Raw genomic sequence first — 18,401 nt, forward strand, 5'->3', positions numbered from 1 at the left:
GCGGCGCCCACTCCGACCGGGTTCGGTTGGTGTGGGTTTCGCTTTCGCTTTAATCGGCGGCAGTGACGCTATTACGGCCGCCCTCCTTGGATCGGTAGAGGGCGGCATCGGCGCGGGCCAGGGTCGCGTCGAAGCTGGCATCACTTTCATTGCGTGAGGCGCAGCCAAAGCTCGCGGTAAAACGCAGACTGTTGCCGTCAGGCAACGTCACCTCCAACGCTTCGATCGCGGCGCGACTGCGTTCTGCGGCAGAAAGGGCCTCGGCAGCGGGGGTTTCCGGCAGAATCACCGCGAATTCCTCACCGCCCAGCCGTCCGACCAGATCGCAACCGCGCAGGCAGGATTGCAGCGTTCGGGCAAAGTCCCGGATCACCCGGTCGCCGACCTGATGACCATGGGTGTCGTTGATCGTCTTGAAGAAATCGATATCGGCCATGATCACCGTCAGCGGGTGGCCATAGCGGCGGGAGCGTTCGAATTCCAGGGTCGCCTTTTCAAGGAAATGGCGGCGGTTGGCGACCGAGGTCAGGTGGTCGGTGGTGGCGAACTGGCGCAACTCACGCTCCATCTCCTTGCGCTGGCTGATGTCGTAAAGCCAGACCAGGGCGCAGTCACGTTCGTCGACCACCAGCCGCCGGGCCGAGAGCAACCCCCAAAACGAGTCGCCCTGGGGCCGGTTGAGGCTGATTTCGAGATCGCTGATCAGTCCGGTTTCGCCGGCCAGCGCGGATTTGACCCGACCCCGGTCAGCGGGATCGGCGAACAGCTTGGCCAGGGTGATGCCGTCGGTCTGCTCCGCCGTCAACCCAAGCAGGTCGTAGAAGCGGGAATTGGCAAAGATCGGCTGCTCATCCTCCAGCTTCAGGATCGCGACGGCGATCGGGCTGGCTTCCATGATGGTGAGGAGCCGGGCCTCGCGGTCGTGGAGGTCGCGGGTGCGTTCGATCACTCGGCGCTCCAGCACTTCGTTGTTCTGGACGATCCGGTCGATCATTTCCAGATTGTCAAAGCCGATCGAGATGTTGGTGCCGAACACTTCGAGTAGCGAGCGGTCGAGTTCCTCCAGCGGCCGGTCGGCCTCGACATAGATCACGACGTCGCGATAATTCGGAGTGCGCAGGTAAAGGATGGTGTGGGTATCGGCAATCACGGTATCGCGGCTGGCCAGCACGCTGCGGATGCGTCCGATCACGTCGGGGGCGGCTGTCTCGGACGGTGACGACAGCAGCGGTTCGAACTTGCCCGACGCGGCAATGATGGTCAGATCGGCGGTCTCGCTCGGTTCGGCCTGGGTGCACAAGATGCCGCAGCCGGTGGTGCCGAGCAGCCCGCTCAACTGGGTCAGTACCCCGCTGGCGAACATCTGCATCGAGCGGCTTTGCATCAGCGTCGCCGAGGCGTCGATGATCTTGCGCAGCCCCTGGCGCCCGGAATCCAGCGCGATCAGATCCTGATAGCCCCTGAGCGCGGTTATCACCGTGGTGTACAGCTTTTGTTGGGTCAGCTCGGTCTTGGCTTTGTAATCATTGATGTCGTAGCGCAGGATCACATCCTGCTCCGGAGCCTGGCCGGGCTGGCCGGTTCGCAGCACGATGCGGACCTTGGTATTGCCGACCTCGCCCCGGACATGCTCGACAAAGCGCAGACCGGCATCATCGGTCTCCATCACCACGTCGAGCAGGATCAGCGAGACATCGGGGGCACGCGCCAGCACCTCGCGGGCCTCGATGCCGGAATAGGCGTGAAGGAACTCGATCGGTCGACCGAGGAAGGTCAGGCTGCGCAACGCCAGTTCGGTGATCGTGTGCACCTCGGCATCGTCGTCGACGATCAGCACCTTCCAGCCCTGGCGGCTGGCGGTAACGTCGTCGCGCTGTGATTTCTTGTCGGCAAAAACCAGCTTGGCCATGACGTGCAAAGCCCCCCTTTAAGCCACATCCCGAGCGCCGATCCGATCGGCGATGCGGGGGAACACGATCGAAAAGGTGGTGCCGATTCCCTCGGCGCTATCGACCTCGATGCCACCTTTCAGTGTTCCAGTCACGATATTGTAGACGATATGGAGTCCAAGTCCTGACCCGCCCGCGGTGCGGCGGGTGGTAAAGAACGGGTCGAAAATCCGCCCGAGATTGGCCGAGGGAATGCCTTTGCCGTCATCGCTGACCCGGACCCGGACCGTCGTATCGTCGGGCAGATCGACGGCGATGGAGATCTTGCCTTGGCGTCCATCCTCGAAGCCGTGATTGATCGCGTTCAACACCAGATTGGTCAGAACCTGGGACAGACCGCCGGGGAACCCGTCGATCTCGAGGCCCGAGGGGCAGGAGACGCCCACCTCGATCCCGCTTTTGCGCAAGGCGGGATGCAGGCTGGTCAGCACCTCGTCGATATAGTCGGCCAGATCGAAGCTGCGGCGTTCGTCGCTGACCTGATCGACCGCGACCTGCTTGAAACTTTGGATCAGTGAGGCGGCCCGTTCCATGTTCGACATCAGCAGCCGGGTGCTGCGATTGGCAATGTCGAGGTAATCCTCGAAATCGCTCTGACTCATGTCGTCGTTTTGATAGAGCTTGCGGATTTTGTCAGTCTCGACCGCCAGGGTCGAGGCTCCGGTCAGGCCGATTCCGACCGGGGTGTTGATCTCGTGGGCGACACCGGCGACCAGACCGCCCAGCGAGGCCATTTTCTCGGCCTGGATCAGGCTGTGTTGGGCCTCGCGCAGATCCTGGAGCGCTTTTTCCGCCCCGATCTTGGCGTGACGCAATTCCTCTTCCATCCGGCGGCGTTCGTTGATCGGGGTGACGATCACCAGCACTGCGTCCTGGTTCTGGAACACCAGATGACGCGCCGACATCAAGGCCCAGAACGGGGTGCCGTCCAAACCATGGCACTCGGCCTCGAATTCATTGACCTCGCCGTGATCGCCCAAGGCGGTGATCAGCCGTTCGAGATCGATCCGGGGCAGCCACGACCCGGTGCCGTCGCTGCCAAGCAGGGTTTCGGCCGGTTCGTTGGCGTGGATCACGGCAAGGTCGGACAGACGTACCACCAGCAGGGGAGTGGAAATCGCCGCGATCAGTTCGCGTTGCGCTTCGGCGGCGCGTGCCTGGGCCGCCATTTCCTGCCGTCTGGCCCCTTCGGTCTGCAACCGCTCCAGCATCGTGTTGAAGGCAACCACCAGTCGGCCGATCTCGTCGCTGCTGTCCCAGCGGGCGCGGAGCGAATAATCGTTATTGATGCGGACCTGATCGGCGACCTGGGCCAACTCGCCGATCGGCTTGGCGATCCGCCGCGCCACCATCAGAACCAGGGTCAGGATCACCGATAACAGGATTCCGGCCAGGGCAAAATGCTCGTACATCCGCAGGAAAAAGCCGTCGATCCGCAGCCCGATCAGCCGGTTCAACTCGGTCGCCGCCGCGCCCCAGGAGCTTTCGGCCTCGGTCAGGGTGTCATCAAGGGCGCGGGTCAGTTGCTCGCGTTCCGTGGTGGACAGTCCGTCGACGATCACCTCGGGGGCCATCACCGCGTTCAGCCGCTCAAGCGCTGCCGACAGCGGGGCGAAGCGCGGAGACAATGCCTGCCGTAACGATCCGTCGGGATTGCCGCGAATCCCGGCGGCCAGATCGTCCTCGATCCCCTTCGAAATCGCCGACAATTGACCTTGCAGCACCGCCAGGGCGGCATTGCCGCTGACATCGCCGCCGGAAATGGCCCCGGCGATCTGGCGCAGCCGCGCCAGGGTCTCGACCAGTTCGGGAAAGCGGATCACCACCAGCGACATCGTGTAATAGCTGTCGAGATCGGGATCGAGGATCAGGTTCGACATGTCGCCGATCCGGGCGATGACCCGGTGCAGCGACTCGACCGCCGGACCGGCCTCGGCCCCGTGATCGAGGGCAAGGGTCGCGGTTACCGCCGCATCGATCAGCGGTGCGCTTTCCATCCCGTCTCCCAACCGCGCCTCGGCCTCGCGCAGAGCCTGGGTCCGTTCGCTCAGCAAGGTTGGCGGCCGCTCGGGAGCAAGGGCGGCAAACAGCGTCTCGCGCACCGTCGTGATATAATCGATCCCGACCAGCTCACGCCGGGCGAAATTGATCGACAGGAATTTTTCTTCGGCAAGGCTGAAGCCCAGAAAGATCACGGCGATCATATCGAGGGCGTAAATCAGCAAAAGCTTGTGGGACACTTTGATGCGGGACAGCATGGATCGGACGCTCCACCTCGGTCGCTCATTGGCTGGACGCAAGTATCACGCCACATCAAAGCGTAGAGACTGAGCCGATTTGGCTGTGCTTCTGCCTTCTCTTTAAGCAGGCTATTGCCCTGCTGCCTTTATCGGCGGCAGAGGCTGGGCGATAAAAACCTCTGCAACCCTTCGCCTAACAGATTGAAGGCCAGAACGGTGACAAAGATCGCGACCCCCGGCCAGATCGCCATTGCCGGGGCGGTCCACACCACATCCATCGCCCCGGTCAGCATGTTGCCCCACGACGCCAGCGGCGGGCGCAGCCCCAGCCCGAGGAACGACAGCGCGCTTTTCGATCAGGATCACATGGCCAACCGAAAGCGTCGCGGCGACCACCACCGGCGAGGCGACGTCAGGCAGGATATGGCGGACCATCACCCGCACCGGCCCGGCCCCCAGCGCTTCGGCGGCGCGAACATGGTCGCGGGCGCGCGCCGACAGTGTCGAGCCGCGGACCAGCCGGGCCACCCCGGTCCAACTGACGCAAGCGACGATCAGCGCCAGCCGCGCCACCGCTATCGGCTCAGATGCGGCCAGATCGGTCGGAATGCCCAATCGGGTCGGGTCGGCGGCGGCCAGAACGATCAGCAAAGGCAGCAAGGGCAGGGCCATCACTCCGTCGGTCAGGCGCATCAGCGCCGAATCGGCCATGCCGCCGTAATATCCGGATACCAGCCCGATCGCAGTGCCGAACAATGCGGCCAAGGTCGCGGTCAGCGCCGCTACCGCCAGCGAGACCCGGCCGCCTTCGACCAGCCGGGCCAGGATGTCGCGCCCCAACTCGTCGGTGCCGAGCAGGTGATCGGGCGATGGCGAAGCCAACCGGGCGGTCAGGTCCATCGCTTCGGGCGCGGGTAAGAAAAGCGGTCCCGCCAGTGTCGTAACGATCAGAAGCGAGAGGAGGAGTCCTCCCGTCACCAGGGCGAGCGGGGCTTTCATCGGCCCCGCACCCGCGGATCAAGCTGTCCGTAGGCCAGATCGGCCAGAATCGATCCGGCCAGGGTCATCGCCGTCGCCAGCAGCAAACCGGACAGGGCCAGATTGAAATCGTTGCCCATCACCGAGGCATAGATCAGCCGCCCCATTCCCGGCCAGGCGAACACGGTTTCGGTGACCAGCGCGCCCGAGAACAATCCACCGATTTCGAGGGCGATGATGGTGACGACCGGCAACAGGGCATTGCGCAATTGATGGTGCAACAGAACCCGGAGCGGCGAGCATCCCTTGGCCCGTGCGGTGCGGATGTAATCGCGTCCGGCTTCGGCGATCATCGCCGCCCGCATGTGGCGGGCGAATTGGCCGAGCCCGGCCAGGGCCAAGGTGGCGACGGGGAGGACAAGGTGGGCGAGGCGGTCGCTCAGACTCCCCGGTCCGCCCACCGTGCTCATCCCCCCGGGGGGAAGCCAGCCGAGGCCAACGGCAAACAGGACGATCAGCATCAGCCCCAGCCAGAACACCGGGACCGACGCCGAGGCGAACGCAAGCAGATTGACCAGCATGTCGGCGATCGAGCCGGGTCGCCTTGCCGCCCACAGGCCCAACGGCAGAGCGAGCGCAAGCGAGACGCCAAGGGCCGAGACCATCAGCAGTGCGGTGTTGGCCAGCGCCGGGGCCATCGCGTCGGCGACCGGAACGGCGTAGAGGCGGGAAAAACCGAACTCGCCTTGGACCGCCTGGGCCAGCCAGCGCACCCAACGCTCGGTCCAGGGACGGTCGAGGCCGTACAGCGCCTTGAGCCGGATCGCGTCTTCGGCGGACAGTCTGGGGTCACCCGCGATCATCAGGTCGATCGGGTCGCCCGGCATCAGCCCCATCAGGCCATAGACGACGAACGACATCGCCAGCAGGACAAGAACGGATTGGCCCAGGCGCGAGACGACCGGGCGGATCAGTCCCAGCGCCATTGCTCGACCCAATAGGGGCTGGGGTCCTGATGTCCGGTCGGGGCCAGACCGCTCATCCCTTTGGGCAGGATGTAGGAATCGGCGCGGAAATAGAGCGGCAGGGCGGGCAGATCTTCGGCATAGATCTGTTGCAGCTCATGCCACAGCGCCTTGCGGCGGGGACGGCTGGTTTCCGTCTCGATCGCGTCCAGCAATTCGTCCATTTTCGGGTTGGCATAGCCCGGATAATTCTGCCCTGACCAATTATTGTCGGCGCTGGGGATCAGGGTCGAATGCAGGGTCGTGCGCGGCACGTTCTCGGGCGAGGAATACCAGGCGAACATCGCGAGATGGGGGAATTTGCGCTGGGTCACGGTGTCGCCGAACATCACTCGCGGCGGTTCGGCGCGCAGCCGCAGATCGATCCCGGCCTTGCGCCATTGCGCCTGGATCACCTGGGCCACCAATTCGCGAGAGCGGTTTCCGGCGGTGGTCAGCAGTTCCAGCGCCAGCTTCTCGCCCTTGTCATTGATCCGGATGCCGCCGGGGCCGAGACGCCATCCGGCCTCGTCGAGCAAGGCGGCGGCGGTGGCCGGATCGTATTTGGCCGCCGGGATATCCTCGGCGAAGACCCAATCGAGCGGGGGAACCATCGAGGCGGCGACCGGCTGGCGGCCATCGAACAATTGCCGGGTCAGTCCATCGCGGTCGAGCGCGGCCAGCAGAGCGCGGCGCACCCGCCGATCGGCGAGGATCGGCGAGGACAGGTTGACGTCGATATGTTCGTAAACCAGACCGGGGCGGGTGATGAAGGAAAAGCGGTTGCCCAGGCGCTTTTCCAGAGCCAGGGATTGTTCGAGCGGCAGACCGAGTTCGCCCGCGATCATGTCGATTCCGCCCGACAGCAGGTTGGCTTCCATCGCCGCGCTGTTCTCGATCGTGCGAATCTGGATGCGGTCGAACGTCGGTTGCGGTCCGGTCCAAAATTCGTTGCGGGCCAGCAGAATGTGCGAGCCCTGTGACAGTCCGGCGATCCGGTAGGGACCGTTGTAAAGACCGGGATTGGCGCTGTCCTGGTCGTAGGCGGTGCGGGTGCGATAGGCATCCGGCGCGGCTTCGAAGCGCCGCCGCTCGATATGGGCGGGGAGCAGGCGCAGATCGTTGATCGCGTTGTAATTAAAGGTTACCCGGTCGAAATGCAGGGTGAAGCGGCGCGCATCCACCACCTCGACCCGGGTGATGCGGCGGAAAATCTCGCTGTTCGACACGCCCGAGCGGGGGTGGCGGCCCACTGTCCAGGTAAAGGCGACATCGGCGCTGCTGACCGGGGTGCCGTCGCCCCATTTCGCGTTCGATTTCAGGGTATAGGTGACGGCGATCCCCTTTTTGCCGCCGGGCAGGGGTTCGATTTTGGCCTGCCCGTTTTCCAGCGTCGGCACCGTTTCGCACAGCAGGCAGACCAGCGACCACGAGGCATCATAGGCGGTAATCGGCCGGGTGACGAAGGCCAGGACATAGGTCTTGGCCAACATCGATTCGATCAGGGGATTGAGCGTGACCGGATATTGCGAGATGCCGATCGTCAACGACTCGCGCGCCGGGGCCGTCGCCGGAGCGGCCAAAGACAGCACTAGAATCAGGGCGGCGAAAAGACGGCGCATCGACGGCCTTTGGGTCGGGGGGGCCTGCGATTGAGAGCCCGGTCTAACGGCGGGGCGGATCGGTCTTGGTCTTGTCACTCTCGGGCTCGGCCGCAGTCTGGCTTGCGGTCGGGACCGGATAGAAGGACGAGAACATCTTGACCGCCTGTTCGACGAACGCCTTGTTCTGCTTGGTGATTTCCTCGAACGGATTAAAGGGGAACAGCCCACCGCTCAAGGTGGTACGCATATAATCGCGCATCTGTTCCTCGTTTTTGGAAAATGCCTGCATGCTGTATTCGAGATAGCGCGGCACCAACCCGCCCAGGGAATCGCCATAAAAACCGATCAATTGGCGCAGGAAGCTGATCGGCAGCAGATTTTGGCCGTTCTTGCCCTCTTCCTCGACAATGATCTGGGTCAGGACGGACCGGGTGATGTCCTCGCCCGACTTGGCGTCATAGACAACGAAGTCCTGATTATCCTTCACCATCTGACAAAGGTGATCGAGGGTCACGTAGCTGCTGGTCGCGGTGTTATAAAGCCGACGATTCGCATACTTCTTGATCGTGATGGGCGCCTTGGCGGCGGTCTGGGTCTCCGACATCTGGCTCTTCATCTCGACTGCGACGGCAGGGCCTCATTGCCCTGACATTGATTCATCTTAACAGATCAATCCTGTCCGCGTCGATTCGCATCCCGCTCTGATCGTATCAGGGGCGTGGTCAAAGCAGAGGGGCGTTGCTATACTCAGGCCATGACGGATCAGCCACCGGAAGTCGCCGACTTGGCGCGCCGCTACCTCGATTTGTGGCAGCAGCAAGTCGCCGCTTTGTCCACCGATCCGGCGATGGCCGAGGCGGTGGCCAAAGGGGTGACGATGATGACCGGATGTGCCGCGGCGATGGCCGAGGCCGCCGGATTAGCGGTTTCCGCCACCAGCCCGAACAATAAGGCGCGAGCGGATGAACCGACAGAGTCGCCCCCGCCTCCTTCTTCCCCCACCACCCGCGCCCCGGATCGGGCCGCGCCCGCTGCCGCTGCATCTGCTGACCCATCTGGCGACTCTGTGGGGCTCGCTCTCCGTCTTGCCGCTCTGGAAGAAAGGGTCGCTGTCCTGGAAGCCGCACTTGGCCGAGCCGGCGAGCCGGCTGAAGGCAAGCCTCGACGCCGCCGGTCCTGACGCGTTCGCCCGGTTCGAACACGCCCTGACCGCCGAGGCGGGGCGTCGTCACGCAGCTTTCCTCAACGGGATCGAGTCCTATCGGCACCATCCCTATCGCCGTGCCCTGCCGCCACCGCCCGAGGCATGGCGACGGGGCAGTACCCGGTTGCTCGATTATCGCACCGATGCCGGGGCGGACCCGGCGGTTCCGGTGCTGGTGATCCCATCGCTGGTCAATCGCGCCTATATCCTCGATCTGACCGAGCGGCGCAGTCTGATGCGCTATTTCGCCGCACGGGGACTGGCCCCGTTCCTGGTTGATTGGGACGTTCCCGGCCCCGACGAACGCGATTTCACCCTGACCGATTATGTGCTCGACCGGCTGGAGCCAATGCTGGAGCGGGTCGCCGCGCTGTGCGGTCGTCCCCCGGTTCTGGTCGGCTATTGCATGGGGGGCTTGCTGGCTTTGCCGTTGGCGCAACGTCGTCCCGACAGCGTTGCCGGGCTGGCCCTGCTGGCGACGCCGTTCGATTTTGCCGCCGGTCGGGCTGCCGTGGCGCCGCTGCTGTTGGCGCTGGAGCCGGTGCTGGGGGCGGCAATCGACAGATTTGGCTGTCTGCCGGTCGATATGCTCCAGGCGCTGTTCGCCGCTCTCGATCCGGGACTGGCGGCGCGGAAATTCACCGCCTTTGCCCATCTGAAGCCCAGCAGTGCCCGCGCCCGCGATTTCGTCGCGCTTGAGGATTGGGCCAATGACGGGGTGCCGCTGGCAGCGGCGGTGGCGCGCGAATGCCTGTTTGACTGGTACGGCACCAATGCTCCGGCGCGGGGGGCATGGCAGATCGACAGCCGCCCGGTGCTGCCCGAAGAGGTGAGGGGGCCGACGCTGGCCGTCATTCCCGGACACGACCGGATCGTTCCGGCCGAATCCGCCCTGGTACTGGCCGAGCGGATCGCCGGGGCGCGGGTCAAGGTAGTCGCAGGCGGCCATGTCGGCCTGTTGACCGGGCCACGGGCGCGAACCGATGTGCTAGCTCCACTGGTGCGCTGGATCCGCCGTCGATACCCGTAACGATACGGTGTTGCATGACATGTGAGCAAGGCAGTATTACGATAATAGCAGTTCTGTCTATCAGTGGTGGCACGGACGAACCGTGCTCGATAAGGGAGACTCAAGGCTCATGACTGATATTGTTATCGTCGCTGCCGTTCGTACCGCGATCGGGGCCTTTTCCGGGTCGTTGTCTTCCCATTCCGCAGCTCAATTGGGCGCGATCACCATTCGCGCCGCCTTGGACCAGGCCGGTGTTGCGGCGGCCGATGTGTCCGAAGCGATCCTGGGTCAGATTCTGACGGCGGGGCAGGGCATGAACGGTGCCCGTCAGGCGGCTCTTGCCGCTGGTTTGCCGGTCGAAAGCACCGCGATCACCATCAATCAGGTCTGTGGCTCGGGCTTGCGCGCCGTCGCTCTGGCCGCCCAGGCGATCAAGGCGGGCGATTCCTCGATCGTCGTTGCCGGTGGCCAGGAAAGCATGTCCAACGCCCAGCATTCCGCGTTTCTGCGCGGCGGAACCAAGATGGGCAATGTCAGTTTCGTCGATACGATGATCCATGACGGGCTGACCGACATCTTCAACAACTACCATATGGGGGTCACCGCCGAGAACGTCGCCCGCGAGTTCGGCATCACCCGCGAGGACCAGGACGCGTTCGCGCTGGCCAGCCAGACCAAGGCCGAGGCGGCGATCAAGGCGGGGCGGTTCAAGGACGAAATCGTTCCGGTACCGATTGTGGTCAAAAAAGAAGAAAAACAGTTCGATACCGACGAGTTCCCCCGGTTCGGCGCGTCGCTGGAAGTGTTGTCGCGGCTGCGTCCCGCGTTCGCCAAGGACGGCACCGTTACCGCCGGTAATGCGTCGGGGATCAATGACGGTTCCGCCACCCTGGTGGTGATGAGTGCCGCAGAGGCGTCGCGTCGCGGCCTGACCCCGCTGGCCCGCATCGCCAGTTGGGCCACCGCCGGGGTTGATCCCAAGGTGATGGGGACCGGCCCGATTCCCGCCTCGCTGAAGGCGCTGGAAAAGGCCGGGTGGCGTCATGACGATCTCGATCTGATCGAGGCCAACGAGGCCTTTGCCGCCCAGGCGATTGCGGTCAACCGCGCGATCGGATGGGATACCGACAAGGTCAACGTCAATGGCGGCGCGATTGCGCTTGGACACCCGATCGGTGCCTCGGGTGCCCGCGTGCTGGTTTCGCTGCTGCACGAACTTCGCCGTCGCAACGCCCACAAGGGTCTCGCCACCCTGTGCATCGGAGGCGGGATGGGTATCGCGCTCTGCGTCGAGCGCTGATCGTCGGGGGGTGCCGGGTCCCGTCCCCCGGCACCGCTTTTTTGTTTCGGGCGGTTATGGCCATCAAGAGCCAGCCTAAATCGATCATTACAAGGAGGAAACACCATGGGTCGCTTGGCACTGGTCACTGGCGGCACCCGAGGCATCGGGCGCGCCATCTCCACCTCCCTGAAGGCAGCCGGATATCATGTCGTCGCCAATTACGGCGGGAATGACGAGGCAGCCAGCGCGTTTACCGCCGAGACCGGCATTCCCGCCATCAAGTGGGATATCGGCGATTTCGCCGCGACCGATGCGGCGATCAAGACCATCACCGCCGAACACGGTCCGATCGACATCGTCATCAATAATGCCGGGATCACTCGCGACGCGACCCTGCATAAGATGAGCCCCGAGATGTGGAACGACGTGATCCGCACCAACCTCACCTCTTGCTTCAACACCTCGCGTCTGGTGATTGACGGCATGCGCGAACGCGGCTTTGGCCGGATCGTCAATATCGGCTCGATCAACGGTCAGGCGGGACAATACGGCCAGTCCAATTATGCCGCCGCCAAATCGGGCATTCACGGTTTCACCAAGGCTCTGGCCCAGGAAGGAGCCGCCCGCGGTGTTACCGTCAACGCGATCGCGCCCGGTTACGTCGATACCGACATGGTCAGGTCCGTTCCCGCCCCGGTGCTGGAAAAGATCGTCGCGAAGATTCCGGCGGGGCGTCTGGGTCGCGCTCATGACATCGCTCGCGCCGTGCTGTTCCTGATCGCCGACGATGCCGATTTCATCACCGGATCGACCATTTCCGTCAATGGCGGTCAGCATATGTACTAGAGTCGTCGACCCCCTCCCTTCGCTGCCGGTCGGCAGCGAAGGGAGGGATGGCTCCCCACCCGGCCGAGGATCGGCACCGTTTCGTCTGCGTGAAAAGGTTGACTCCTGGGCCACGACATGCGAACGGAACCGCACGGTTTGGTGTTCCTGCGTCAGATGTCGCGGCTGGGGGGTCTCATGAGTCGAGGGTTTCGTTTCTGTTGCGCATGTGTCGCCGTGTCGCTGGCCGCGCTCTCTGGTTGCACCACTCTTCCCGACGATCCCGACGAACGTGCCGAAATTCAGGCCCTGAACGATCCGTTGGAACCAACCAATCGGGCGATCTACGACGTCAATATGGCGCTCGACGATGCGATTATGGTTCCGGTCGCCGAATCCTATCGCTCCAATCTGCCCGACTGGTTCCGCGATGCCGTCCATAACATCCTGACCAACCTTCAGGAGCCGTACGTCGCCGGCAACGATTTGTTGCAGGGGAATCCCCGTGCGGCAGCGGATTCGCTCGGTCGCTTCGTTATCAATTCCACCTTCGGCCTGCTGGGGGCTCGCGACGCCGTCGCCGACAGCGGTGGGGCCAAGTCGCACAAGACCGACATCGGTGTTACCCTGGCGGTGTGGGGAATGGATGAAGGCCCCTATCTGATGCTGCCGTTCTTTGGCCCCTCGAACCTGCGCGACGGCACCGGCAAGGTTGCCGAGTTCTGGGCCAGCCCGACCGGTGCGGTGATGTCGGCCAATGGCCTGGACGTCATCAACAATATCGGCACCGGCGCGGATGTGCTCGATACCCGCACCAGCCTGCTTGATCCGCTGAAGGATCTGCGCCGCAGTTCGCTCGACGAATATGCCGCGATTCGCAGCCTGTATCGCCAGAATCGCGAAGCGGCGATCCTGGCCTCCCGCCAGGGTCAGCCTGCCAGCCATGTCCCGGCAGCCGCCGCCCCGGCCCCGGCTGCCCCCGCTGCCGCGTCGGCGCCGCAGCCGCACGGAACCGGATCGGGTGAGCAGAAGACGGTGCCCGAACATGGCCGCGTCGAGTTCGTCGATCCCGCGAAGTAATGCCGGGGCCGGGCGGTTACGCCCGGCGCGGCTTGGCCCGGGCGGTCGGTTCGGCCTGCATCGGATCGTCCGGCCACCAATGTTTGGGATATTGTCCTTTCAGGTCGGCGCGGACCTCGCGATAAGCCCCGGCCCAGAAGCTGGCGAGATCGCGGGTTACCTGGACCGGCCGCCGCGCTGGCGACAGCAGGTGCAGTAGCAGCGCCACCCGCCCCTCGGCGATCCGGGGGGTCTCGGCACAGCCGAACATCTCTTGCAACCGCACCGCCAGCACCGGGATTTCGCCACTGTAATCGATCGGCAGACGCGATCCCGACGGCACGGTGACGTGGGTCGGGGCAAAGCTGTCGAGCTGGCGGCGTCGGTCATAGGGCAGCAGGGTCGAGAGCGCGGCCCCCAGATCGAGCCGGGTCAGGTGGGCTCGGCGCACCAATCCGGGCAGAAACGGGGTCAGCCAGCTTTCCAGCCCATCCAGCAGGGCGGCATCGGACAGATCGGGCCAGCCCGCCTCGGGATCGAGTGCGGCAAGAAAGCCGACCCGGCGGCGCATTCCCTCTAAATCCGGCGTCCAGGGCAGGCAGGACAGTCCCATCTCGCGCACGCCCTCGGTCATCGCGGCGGCCAGCGCGTCGGGATCGGCCCCGCTCCACGGTTTGTCGTCCAGTACCAGCCGTCCCAACCGCCGTTGCCGCCGGGCCTGGACCATCTGCTCGCGGCTGTCCCAGGCGCACAGGGCGACGGTTTCGATGTCGTCGGCGAAGTGGGTTTCGATCTCGGCCAGGGCGATCGGGGCGGCGAGAAAGATCCGCGCCTCGCGGCGATCACCGTCTAATTCGGCCAAAGTCAGCCAAGGTTCCGCCGCCAGCGGCTCGGGATCGGCGAATGCTGCGCCCTGACCGTTGGCCAGAGTATAGCGCGGCTCGCCGCCGGGACGCCGCCGGGCGATACGGTCGGGATAGGCAAAGGCCAGCAGCAGCCCGGCATCGCTGTCGCTGCCCGCTTGTTCGTCGCCGCGCAGACCGAGACGGCGGCGGGCATCGCGGGCGGCCTGACGGACCCGGCTGAGCACGCCCCGGTCGACGGTCAGGCCGTGGCGGGGATCGGGAGACTCGCCGCCGCGCAGCACCTGGAGACGGAGGCGAAGATCGGCATCCCGCCCGCTTCGACCGGCGCGCAACAGGTCGCGTTCCTCCAGCAGCGCGGCGAGATCGCAGGCCAGCCCGGCCAGACCGATCTCGCGTGCCTTCAACATCATGTGGGCGAGGCGGGGATGCATCGGCAACCGGGCCATCGCTTTGCCATGCTGGGTGATCCGGCCCGAGCCATCGAGCGCGCCCAGTCGGGTCAGCACCTCGCGCGCCGCCGCCAGATGCGCCTCGGGCGGGGGATCGATCCAGGCCAGGGTGGTCAGATCGGCAACGCCCCAGCGGGCGAGGTCGAGCGCCAGCGGGGCCAGATCGGCCACCAAGATTTCCGGGACCGGCTGGGGGGCAAGGGCGCGGTCTTCGGCCTCGGACCACAGCCGGTAGCACACGCCCGGCCCCAACCGCCCGGCGCGGCCGCGACGCTGATCGGCCCCCGAACGCGAGACCGGCTGCGTCATCAGCCGGGTCATGCCGCTGCCGGGGTCAAAGCGCGGCACCCGCGACTGGCCGCAATCGACGACGACGCGCACTCCTTCGATCGTCAGCGAGGTTTCGGCGATCGAGGTGGCCAGCACCACTTTGCGCTGTCCGGTGGGGGAGGGCGAGATCGCCAGATCCTGGCGCTCTGCGGTCAAATCGCCGTAGAGCGGAGCCAGACTCACCCCCGCCGTGGCCGGATGTTCGGCCAGTCGCGCTTCGACCCGCCTGATTTCGCCCGAGCCGGGAAGGAACACCAGAACGTCGCCTGTGGTCTCGTCGAGGGCGCGGACCACGGCGCGGACTGCCTCGTCAACGAAGCGGCGCGGGTCGGGGCGGGCAAGAAAGCGGGTTTCGACCGGAAAGGCCCGGCCGGGACTTTCGATCACCGGGACACCGCCCATCAGCCGCGCCACCGGCCCGCCGTCCAGCGTTGCCGACATCACCATCAATTTCAGGTCGTCGCGCAGGCCCTGCTGCGCCTCCAGCGCGAGGGCAAAGCCAAGATCGGCATGGAGCGAGCGTTCGTGGAATTCGTCGAAGATCACCAGCCCGATTCCCGGCAGCGACGGATCGTCCTGGAGCATCCGGGTCAGGATGCCTTCGGTGACCACTTCGATCCGGGTGGTGGGGCCGACCTTCGAGTCGAAACGGACCCGCCAGCCGACGGTCTGGCCCGCCGCTTCACCCAATTCGGCCGCCATCCGCCGGGCAGCGGCCCTGGCCGCCAGCCGCCGCGGCTCCAGCATCACGATCTTCTGTCCGGCCAGCCATGGCTGGTCCAGCAGGGCCAGCGGAACCCGGGTGGTCTTGCCCGCGCCGGGTGGGGCCAGCAGCACCAGACCGGGCGACGATTCCAGGGCGGCGCGCAGGTCGCACAAAACACCGTCAATGGGCAAGGGAGTCGGCTGCATATCAGACATTTCCTGTACCGGGCTGAATTAAACGCTTTCTGTCCGAGTCGTGCTTGAATTCGGCACAATCTTAGGAAACAGTTACCACATGCCCCGTGTGGGCTTTGTGGGTCGTTCGAGGAGGGCGTAATGAAGGTCTATAGGATTGCTGGTTTCCTGTTTGGCGCCGCGCTGTTGTCAGTCCCCGCTCTGGCGTCCGCTGCCGATGCCCCGGCAGGCTTTACCCTGTGCAAGGCCTGTCATAGCGTCGAAGCGGGGAAGAACGGCGTTGGCCCCAGTCTGGCGGGCGTGTACGGGCGCAAGGCGGGAACTCTCAGCGGGTTCAAATTCTCCGACCCGCATATGAAGTCCGGTCTGACCTGGGACGAGCCGACCCTGACCAAATATCTGGCTGATCCGAAGACGGTCATTCCCGGAAACAAGATGGTCTTCGCCGGCCTGAAGAATCCCGACGATGTCAAAGCGGTGATCGAGTATCTGAAGACCCTGAAATAACCGAATCCACACGGATTCTCTCCGGCCACTTCCCCCCGGTGGCTGGAGATGCGGTGTCAGCCTCAGGTTGATTTTCCGTGTGTTTGGCCTGGGCTTCTGGTGTGCGAGGGGGGACCTGGGCAGGGGGGGGCCTACTCGAAAGTTTTGTCCGCGCCCCACACCGACCTCTACTCCCCACTTGAAATTGTCACAGTCATAAGGGATAACCGGGACCTCGCGCCACCAACATTCTGCGCAACGGGAGATAACCTCATGTTTACCTTCAGAAAGCTGGGCTTGGCCGCTGCCGTCGCCCTGTTCGCCGCCCCCTTCGCCGCCACCGCCGCCGATGCCCCGCCCGCCTTCAACCAGTGCAAGGCCTGTCATAGCATCGAAGCCGGCAAGAACGGCGTTGGCCCCAGCCTGTCGGGCGCGTATGGCCGCAAGGTCGGTCTGGCCCCGAACTACAAATACTCCCCGGCTCACCTCGCCTCGGGCATGACCATCGATGAGGCGATGCTGACCAAGTATCTCGCCAATCCGAAGGAAACCATTCCGGGCAACAAGATGGGCGCTGCTTTCGGTGGTCTGAAGAACCCCGCCGACGTGGCCGCCGTCATCGCCTATCTGAAGACCGTGAAGTAATCACGCCTTCAGGCTGTAATGGCAGCGCCGCCGTTCCGTTGGGAACGGCGGCGTTGTCGTTTTTGGGGCAAAGAGAGTGTCCGCTCCCACCGTGAGGCGGGAGCGGGGCGTGCGGTCAGCCGATGTTCGGCAGTTCCGACAAAGCGGTGTCGAGCGCGCTCTGGTTAAAGGCCGGGTCGATCAGCTTGCCGCCGAAATGATCGGTATAGGCCTGCATGTCGAAATGGCCGTGGCCCGACAGGTTGAACAGAATCGTCTCGGAGCGGCCTTCCAGCTTGCAACGTAACGCCTCCTCGATCGCGCCCTTGATCGCGTGCGAGGATTCCGGCGCAGGCACGATGCCTTCGGCGCGGGCGAAGCGGACGGCGGCGGCGAAGCATTCGTTCTGGTGATAGGAGCGCGCCTCCATCAGGCCCAATTCCTTCACATGGCTGACCATCGGGGCCATGCCGTGATAGCGCAGCCCGCCAGAATGCGATCCCGGCGGCATGAAGGTCGAGCCCAGGGTGTGCATCTTGACCATCGGGGTCAGCTTGCCGGTATCGCCGTAATCGTAGGCATAGCGGCCCCGGGTCAAGGTCGGGCACGAAGCCGGTTCGACGCCGATCACCCGCACCTTCGAGCCCTTGATCTTCTCGCGGATATAGGGGAAGGCAAGACCGGCAAAGTTCGAGCCGCCGCCGGTACAAGCGATGACGATATCGGGCTGATCGCCCGCCATCTCCATCTGCAACATCGCCTCTTCGCCGATGATGGTCTGATGCAGACAGACATGGTTCAGCACGCTGCCCAGGGCGTAATTGGTGTCGGCGCGCGACGCGGCGACTTCGACCGCCTCGGAAATCGCGATGCCGAGCGACCCGTTCGAATTGGGGTCCTTGGCCAGGGCGTCGCGCCCGGCCTGGGTCAGGTTCGACGGGCTGGCGATGCAGGTGGCGCCATAGGTTTCCATCAGCGCGCGGCGGTACGGCTTCTGCTGATAGGACACCTTGACCATATAGATTTCGACTTCGATGCCGAACAGCGATCCGGCAAAGGCGAGCGAGCTGCCCCACTGACCGGCACCGGTCTCGGTGGCCAGACGGGTGATGCCTTCCTGCTTGTTAAAGAACGCCTGCGGCACCGCCGAATTGGGCTTGTGGCTGCCCGCCGGGCTGACGCCCTCGTACTTGAAGTAAATCTTGGCCGGGGTGTCGAGTGCCTTTTCCAACCCACGGGCGCGGATCAGCGGCGCCGGACGCCACAGGCGATAGACCTCACGCACCGGCTCGGGAATGTCGATCCAACGCTCAGTGCTGACTTCCTGCTCGATGACCGCCTTCGGGAAAATAGGAGCAAGATCGTCCGGACCGATCGGCTGGCCGGTGCCGGGATGCAGCGGCGGCGGCAACGGCACGGGCAGGTCGGCGGCCAGATTGTACCAGGCCTTGGGGATTCGGTCTTCGGACAACAGATATTTGACGGTCTCGCTCATCTTGGCCTTTTCCCATAACTCAGGGGAGGATTGCGCGGCACCAGCCCCCCGGCCGGCGTGACGCGGGCGCAGGATACGTCGGAACCCGGGCGGA

14 protein-coding genes are annotated in these 18,401 nt (G+C 64.6%); 6 read left to right on the forward strand and 8 right to left on the reverse strand.

Features of this window, described 5'->3' with window-relative positions; translation table 11 throughout:
- Nucleotides 1–49: 49 nt before the first annotated feature.
- The 6 genes from K678_RS17580 to phaR form a co-directional block, all read right to left on the reverse strand.
- The gene (locus K678_RS17580; RefSeq protein WP_021131375.1) at nt 50–1,909 is read right to left on the reverse strand and encodes a diguanylate cyclase; all 1,860 of its coding nucleotides are present in this window, start codon (nt 1,907–1,909) and stop codon (nt 50–52) included.
- An 18-nt stretch (nt 1,910–1,927) separates the two neighbouring features.
- Nucleotides 1,928–4,207 (reverse strand): ATP-binding protein, encoded by a 2,280-nt coding sequence (locus K678_RS17585; RefSeq protein ID WP_021131376.1) that lies wholly within the window; start codon nt 4,205–4,207, stop codon nt 1,928–1,930.
- A gap of 111 nt (nt 4,208–4,318) precedes the next feature.
- The gene (locus K678_RS05040; RefSeq protein ID WP_021131377.1) at nt 4,319–5,188 is read right to left on the reverse strand and encodes an ABC transporter permease; all 870 of its coding nucleotides are present in this window, start codon (nt 5,186–5,188) and stop codon (nt 4,319–4,321) included.
- A complete protein-coding gene (locus tag K678_RS05045; protein WP_021131378.1) occupies nt 5,185–6,153 on the reverse strand; it encodes an ABC transporter permease in 969 nt (322 codons plus the stop codon). Before K678_RS05045 ends, K678_RS05040 begins: the two co-directional genes overlap by 4 nt.
- A complete protein-coding gene (locus tag K678_RS05050; RefSeq protein ID WP_021131379.1) occupies nt 6,138–7,793 on the reverse strand; it encodes a peptide ABC transporter substrate-binding protein in 1,656 nt (551 codons plus the stop codon). The genes K678_RS05045 and K678_RS05050 overlap by 16 nt, the downstream gene beginning before the upstream one ends.
- A gap of 43 nt (nt 7,794–7,836) precedes the next feature.
- Nucleotides 7,837–8,379: a polyhydroxyalkanoate synthesis repressor PhaR gene (gene phaR, locus K678_RS05055; protein WP_051185837.1), complete on the reverse strand. Its 543-nt coding sequence runs from the start codon at nt 8,377–8,379 to the stop codon at nt 7,837–7,839.
- A gap of 358 nt (nt 8,380–8,737) precedes the next feature.
- Here phaR and K678_RS05060 point away from each other — a divergent pair, with 358 nt between their 5' ends.
- From K678_RS05060 to K678_RS05075, 4 genes are all read left to right on the forward strand, one after another.
- Nucleotides 8,738–10,009, forward strand: a complete 1,272-nt coding sequence (locus K678_RS05060) for an alpha/beta fold hydrolase (RefSeq protein ID WP_021131381.1) — start codon at nt 8,738–8,740, stop codon at nt 10,007–10,009.
- A 109-nt stretch (nt 10,010–10,118) separates the two neighbouring features.
- Nucleotides 10,119–11,291: an acetyl-CoA C-acetyltransferase gene (locus K678_RS05065; protein WP_021131382.1), complete on the forward strand. Its 1,173-nt coding sequence runs from the start codon at nt 10,119–10,121 to the stop codon at nt 11,289–11,291.
- Between the two features lie 105 nt (nt 11,292–11,396).
- A complete protein-coding gene (gene phbB, locus K678_RS05070; protein WP_021131383.1) occupies nt 11,397–12,119 on the forward strand; it encodes an acetoacetyl-CoA reductase in 723 nt (240 codons plus the stop codon).
- A 177-nt stretch (nt 12,120–12,296) separates the two neighbouring features.
- Nucleotides 12,297–13,178, forward strand: coding sequence for an MlaA family lipoprotein (locus K678_RS05075; RefSeq protein ID WP_039852100.1), 882 nt, complete (start codon nt 12,297–12,299; stop codon nt 13,176–13,178).
- A gap of 16 nt (nt 13,179–13,194) precedes the next feature.
- On the opposite strand, the gene hrpB is transcribed toward K678_RS05075, so the two are convergent.
- Nucleotides 13,195–15,714: an ATP-dependent helicase HrpB gene (gene hrpB / locus K678_RS05080; protein WP_021131385.1), complete on the reverse strand. Its 2,520-nt coding sequence runs from the start codon at nt 15,712–15,714 to the stop codon at nt 13,195–13,197.
- A gap of 129 nt (nt 15,715–15,843) precedes the next feature.
- On the opposite strand from hrpB, the gene K678_RS05085 reads away from it, so the two are divergent.
- Nucleotides 15,844–16,209 (forward strand): c-type cytochrome, encoded by a 366-nt coding sequence (locus K678_RS05085; protein WP_021131386.1) that lies wholly within the window; start codon nt 15,844–15,846, stop codon nt 16,207–16,209.
- Nucleotides 16,210–16,461: 252 nt separating this feature from the next.
- Nucleotides 16,462–16,833: a c-type cytochrome gene (locus K678_RS05090; protein ID WP_021131387.1), complete on the forward strand. Its 372-nt coding sequence runs from the start codon at nt 16,462–16,464 to the stop codon at nt 16,831–16,833.
- Nucleotides 16,834–16,948: 115 nt separating this feature from the next.
- Here the strand turns inward: K678_RS05090 and K678_RS05095 are convergent, their stop codons facing one another.
- Entirely contained in the window at nt 16,949–18,307 is a 1,359-nt protein-coding gene (locus K678_RS05095) for a TrpB-like pyridoxal phosphate-dependent enzyme (protein ID WP_021131388.1), read from the reverse strand.
- Between the last annotated feature and the right edge of the window lie 94 nt (nt 18,308–18,401).

The sequence above is a fragment of the Magnetospirillum fulvum MGU-K5 genome (assembly GCF_000442515.1).
Classification (GTDB): Bacteria; Pseudomonadota; Alphaproteobacteria; order Rhodospirillales; family Magnetospirillaceae; genus Phaeospirillum; species Phaeospirillum fulvum_B.

What these genes read in the sequence shown, in the direction of transcription:
- K678_RS17580 (WP_021131375.1), bottom strand. Translation starts at nt 1,909, where the DNA reads ATGGCCAAGCTGGTTTTTGCCGACAAGAAATCACAGCGCGACGACGTT.
- K678_RS17585 (WP_021131376.1), bottom strand. Translation starts at nt 4,207, where the DNA reads ATGCTGTCCCGCATCAAAGTGTCCCACAAGCTTTTGCTGATTTACGCC.
- K678_RS05040 (WP_021131377.1), bottom strand. Translation starts at nt 5,188, where the DNA reads ATGAAAGCCCCGCTCGCCCTGGTGACGGGAGGACTCCTCCTCTCGCTT.
- K678_RS05045 (WP_021131378.1), bottom strand. Translation starts at nt 6,153, where the DNA reads ATGGCGCTGGGACTGATCCGCCCGGTCGTCTCGCGCCTGGGCCAATCC.
- K678_RS05050 (WP_021131379.1), bottom strand. Translation starts at nt 7,793, where the DNA reads ATGCGCCGTCTTTTCGCCGCCCTGATTCTAGTGCTGTCTTTGGCCGCT.
- phaR (WP_051185837.1), bottom strand. Translation starts at nt 8,379, where the DNA reads ATGTCGGAGACCCAGACCGCCGCCAAGGCGCCCATCACGATCAAGAAG.
- K678_RS05060 (WP_021131381.1), top strand. Translation starts at nt 8,738, where the DNA reads ATGAACCGACAGAGTCGCCCCCGCCTCCTTCTTCCCCCACCACCCGCG.
- K678_RS05065 (WP_021131382.1), top strand. Translation starts at nt 10,119, where the DNA reads ATGACTGATATTGTTATCGTCGCTGCCGTTCGTACCGCGATCGGGGCC.
- phbB (WP_021131383.1), top strand. Translation starts at nt 11,397, where the DNA reads ATGGGTCGCTTGGCACTGGTCACTGGCGGCACCCGAGGCATCGGGCGC.
- K678_RS05075 (WP_039852100.1), top strand. Translation starts at nt 12,297, where the DNA reads ATGAGTCGAGGGTTTCGTTTCTGTTGCGCATGTGTCGCCGTGTCGCTG.
- hrpB (WP_021131385.1), bottom strand. Translation starts at nt 15,714, where the DNA reads ATGCAGCCGACTCCCTTGCCCATTGACGGTGTTTTGTGCGACCTGCGC.
- K678_RS05085 (WP_021131386.1), top strand. Translation starts at nt 15,844, where the DNA reads ATGAAGGTCTATAGGATTGCTGGTTTCCTGTTTGGCGCCGCGCTGTTG.
- K678_RS05090 (WP_021131387.1), top strand. Translation starts at nt 16,462, where the DNA reads ATGTTTACCTTCAGAAAGCTGGGCTTGGCCGCTGCCGTCGCCCTGTTC.
- K678_RS05095 (WP_021131388.1), bottom strand. Translation starts at nt 18,307, where the DNA reads ATGAGCGAGACCGTCAAATATCTGTTGTCCGAAGACCGAATCCCCAAG.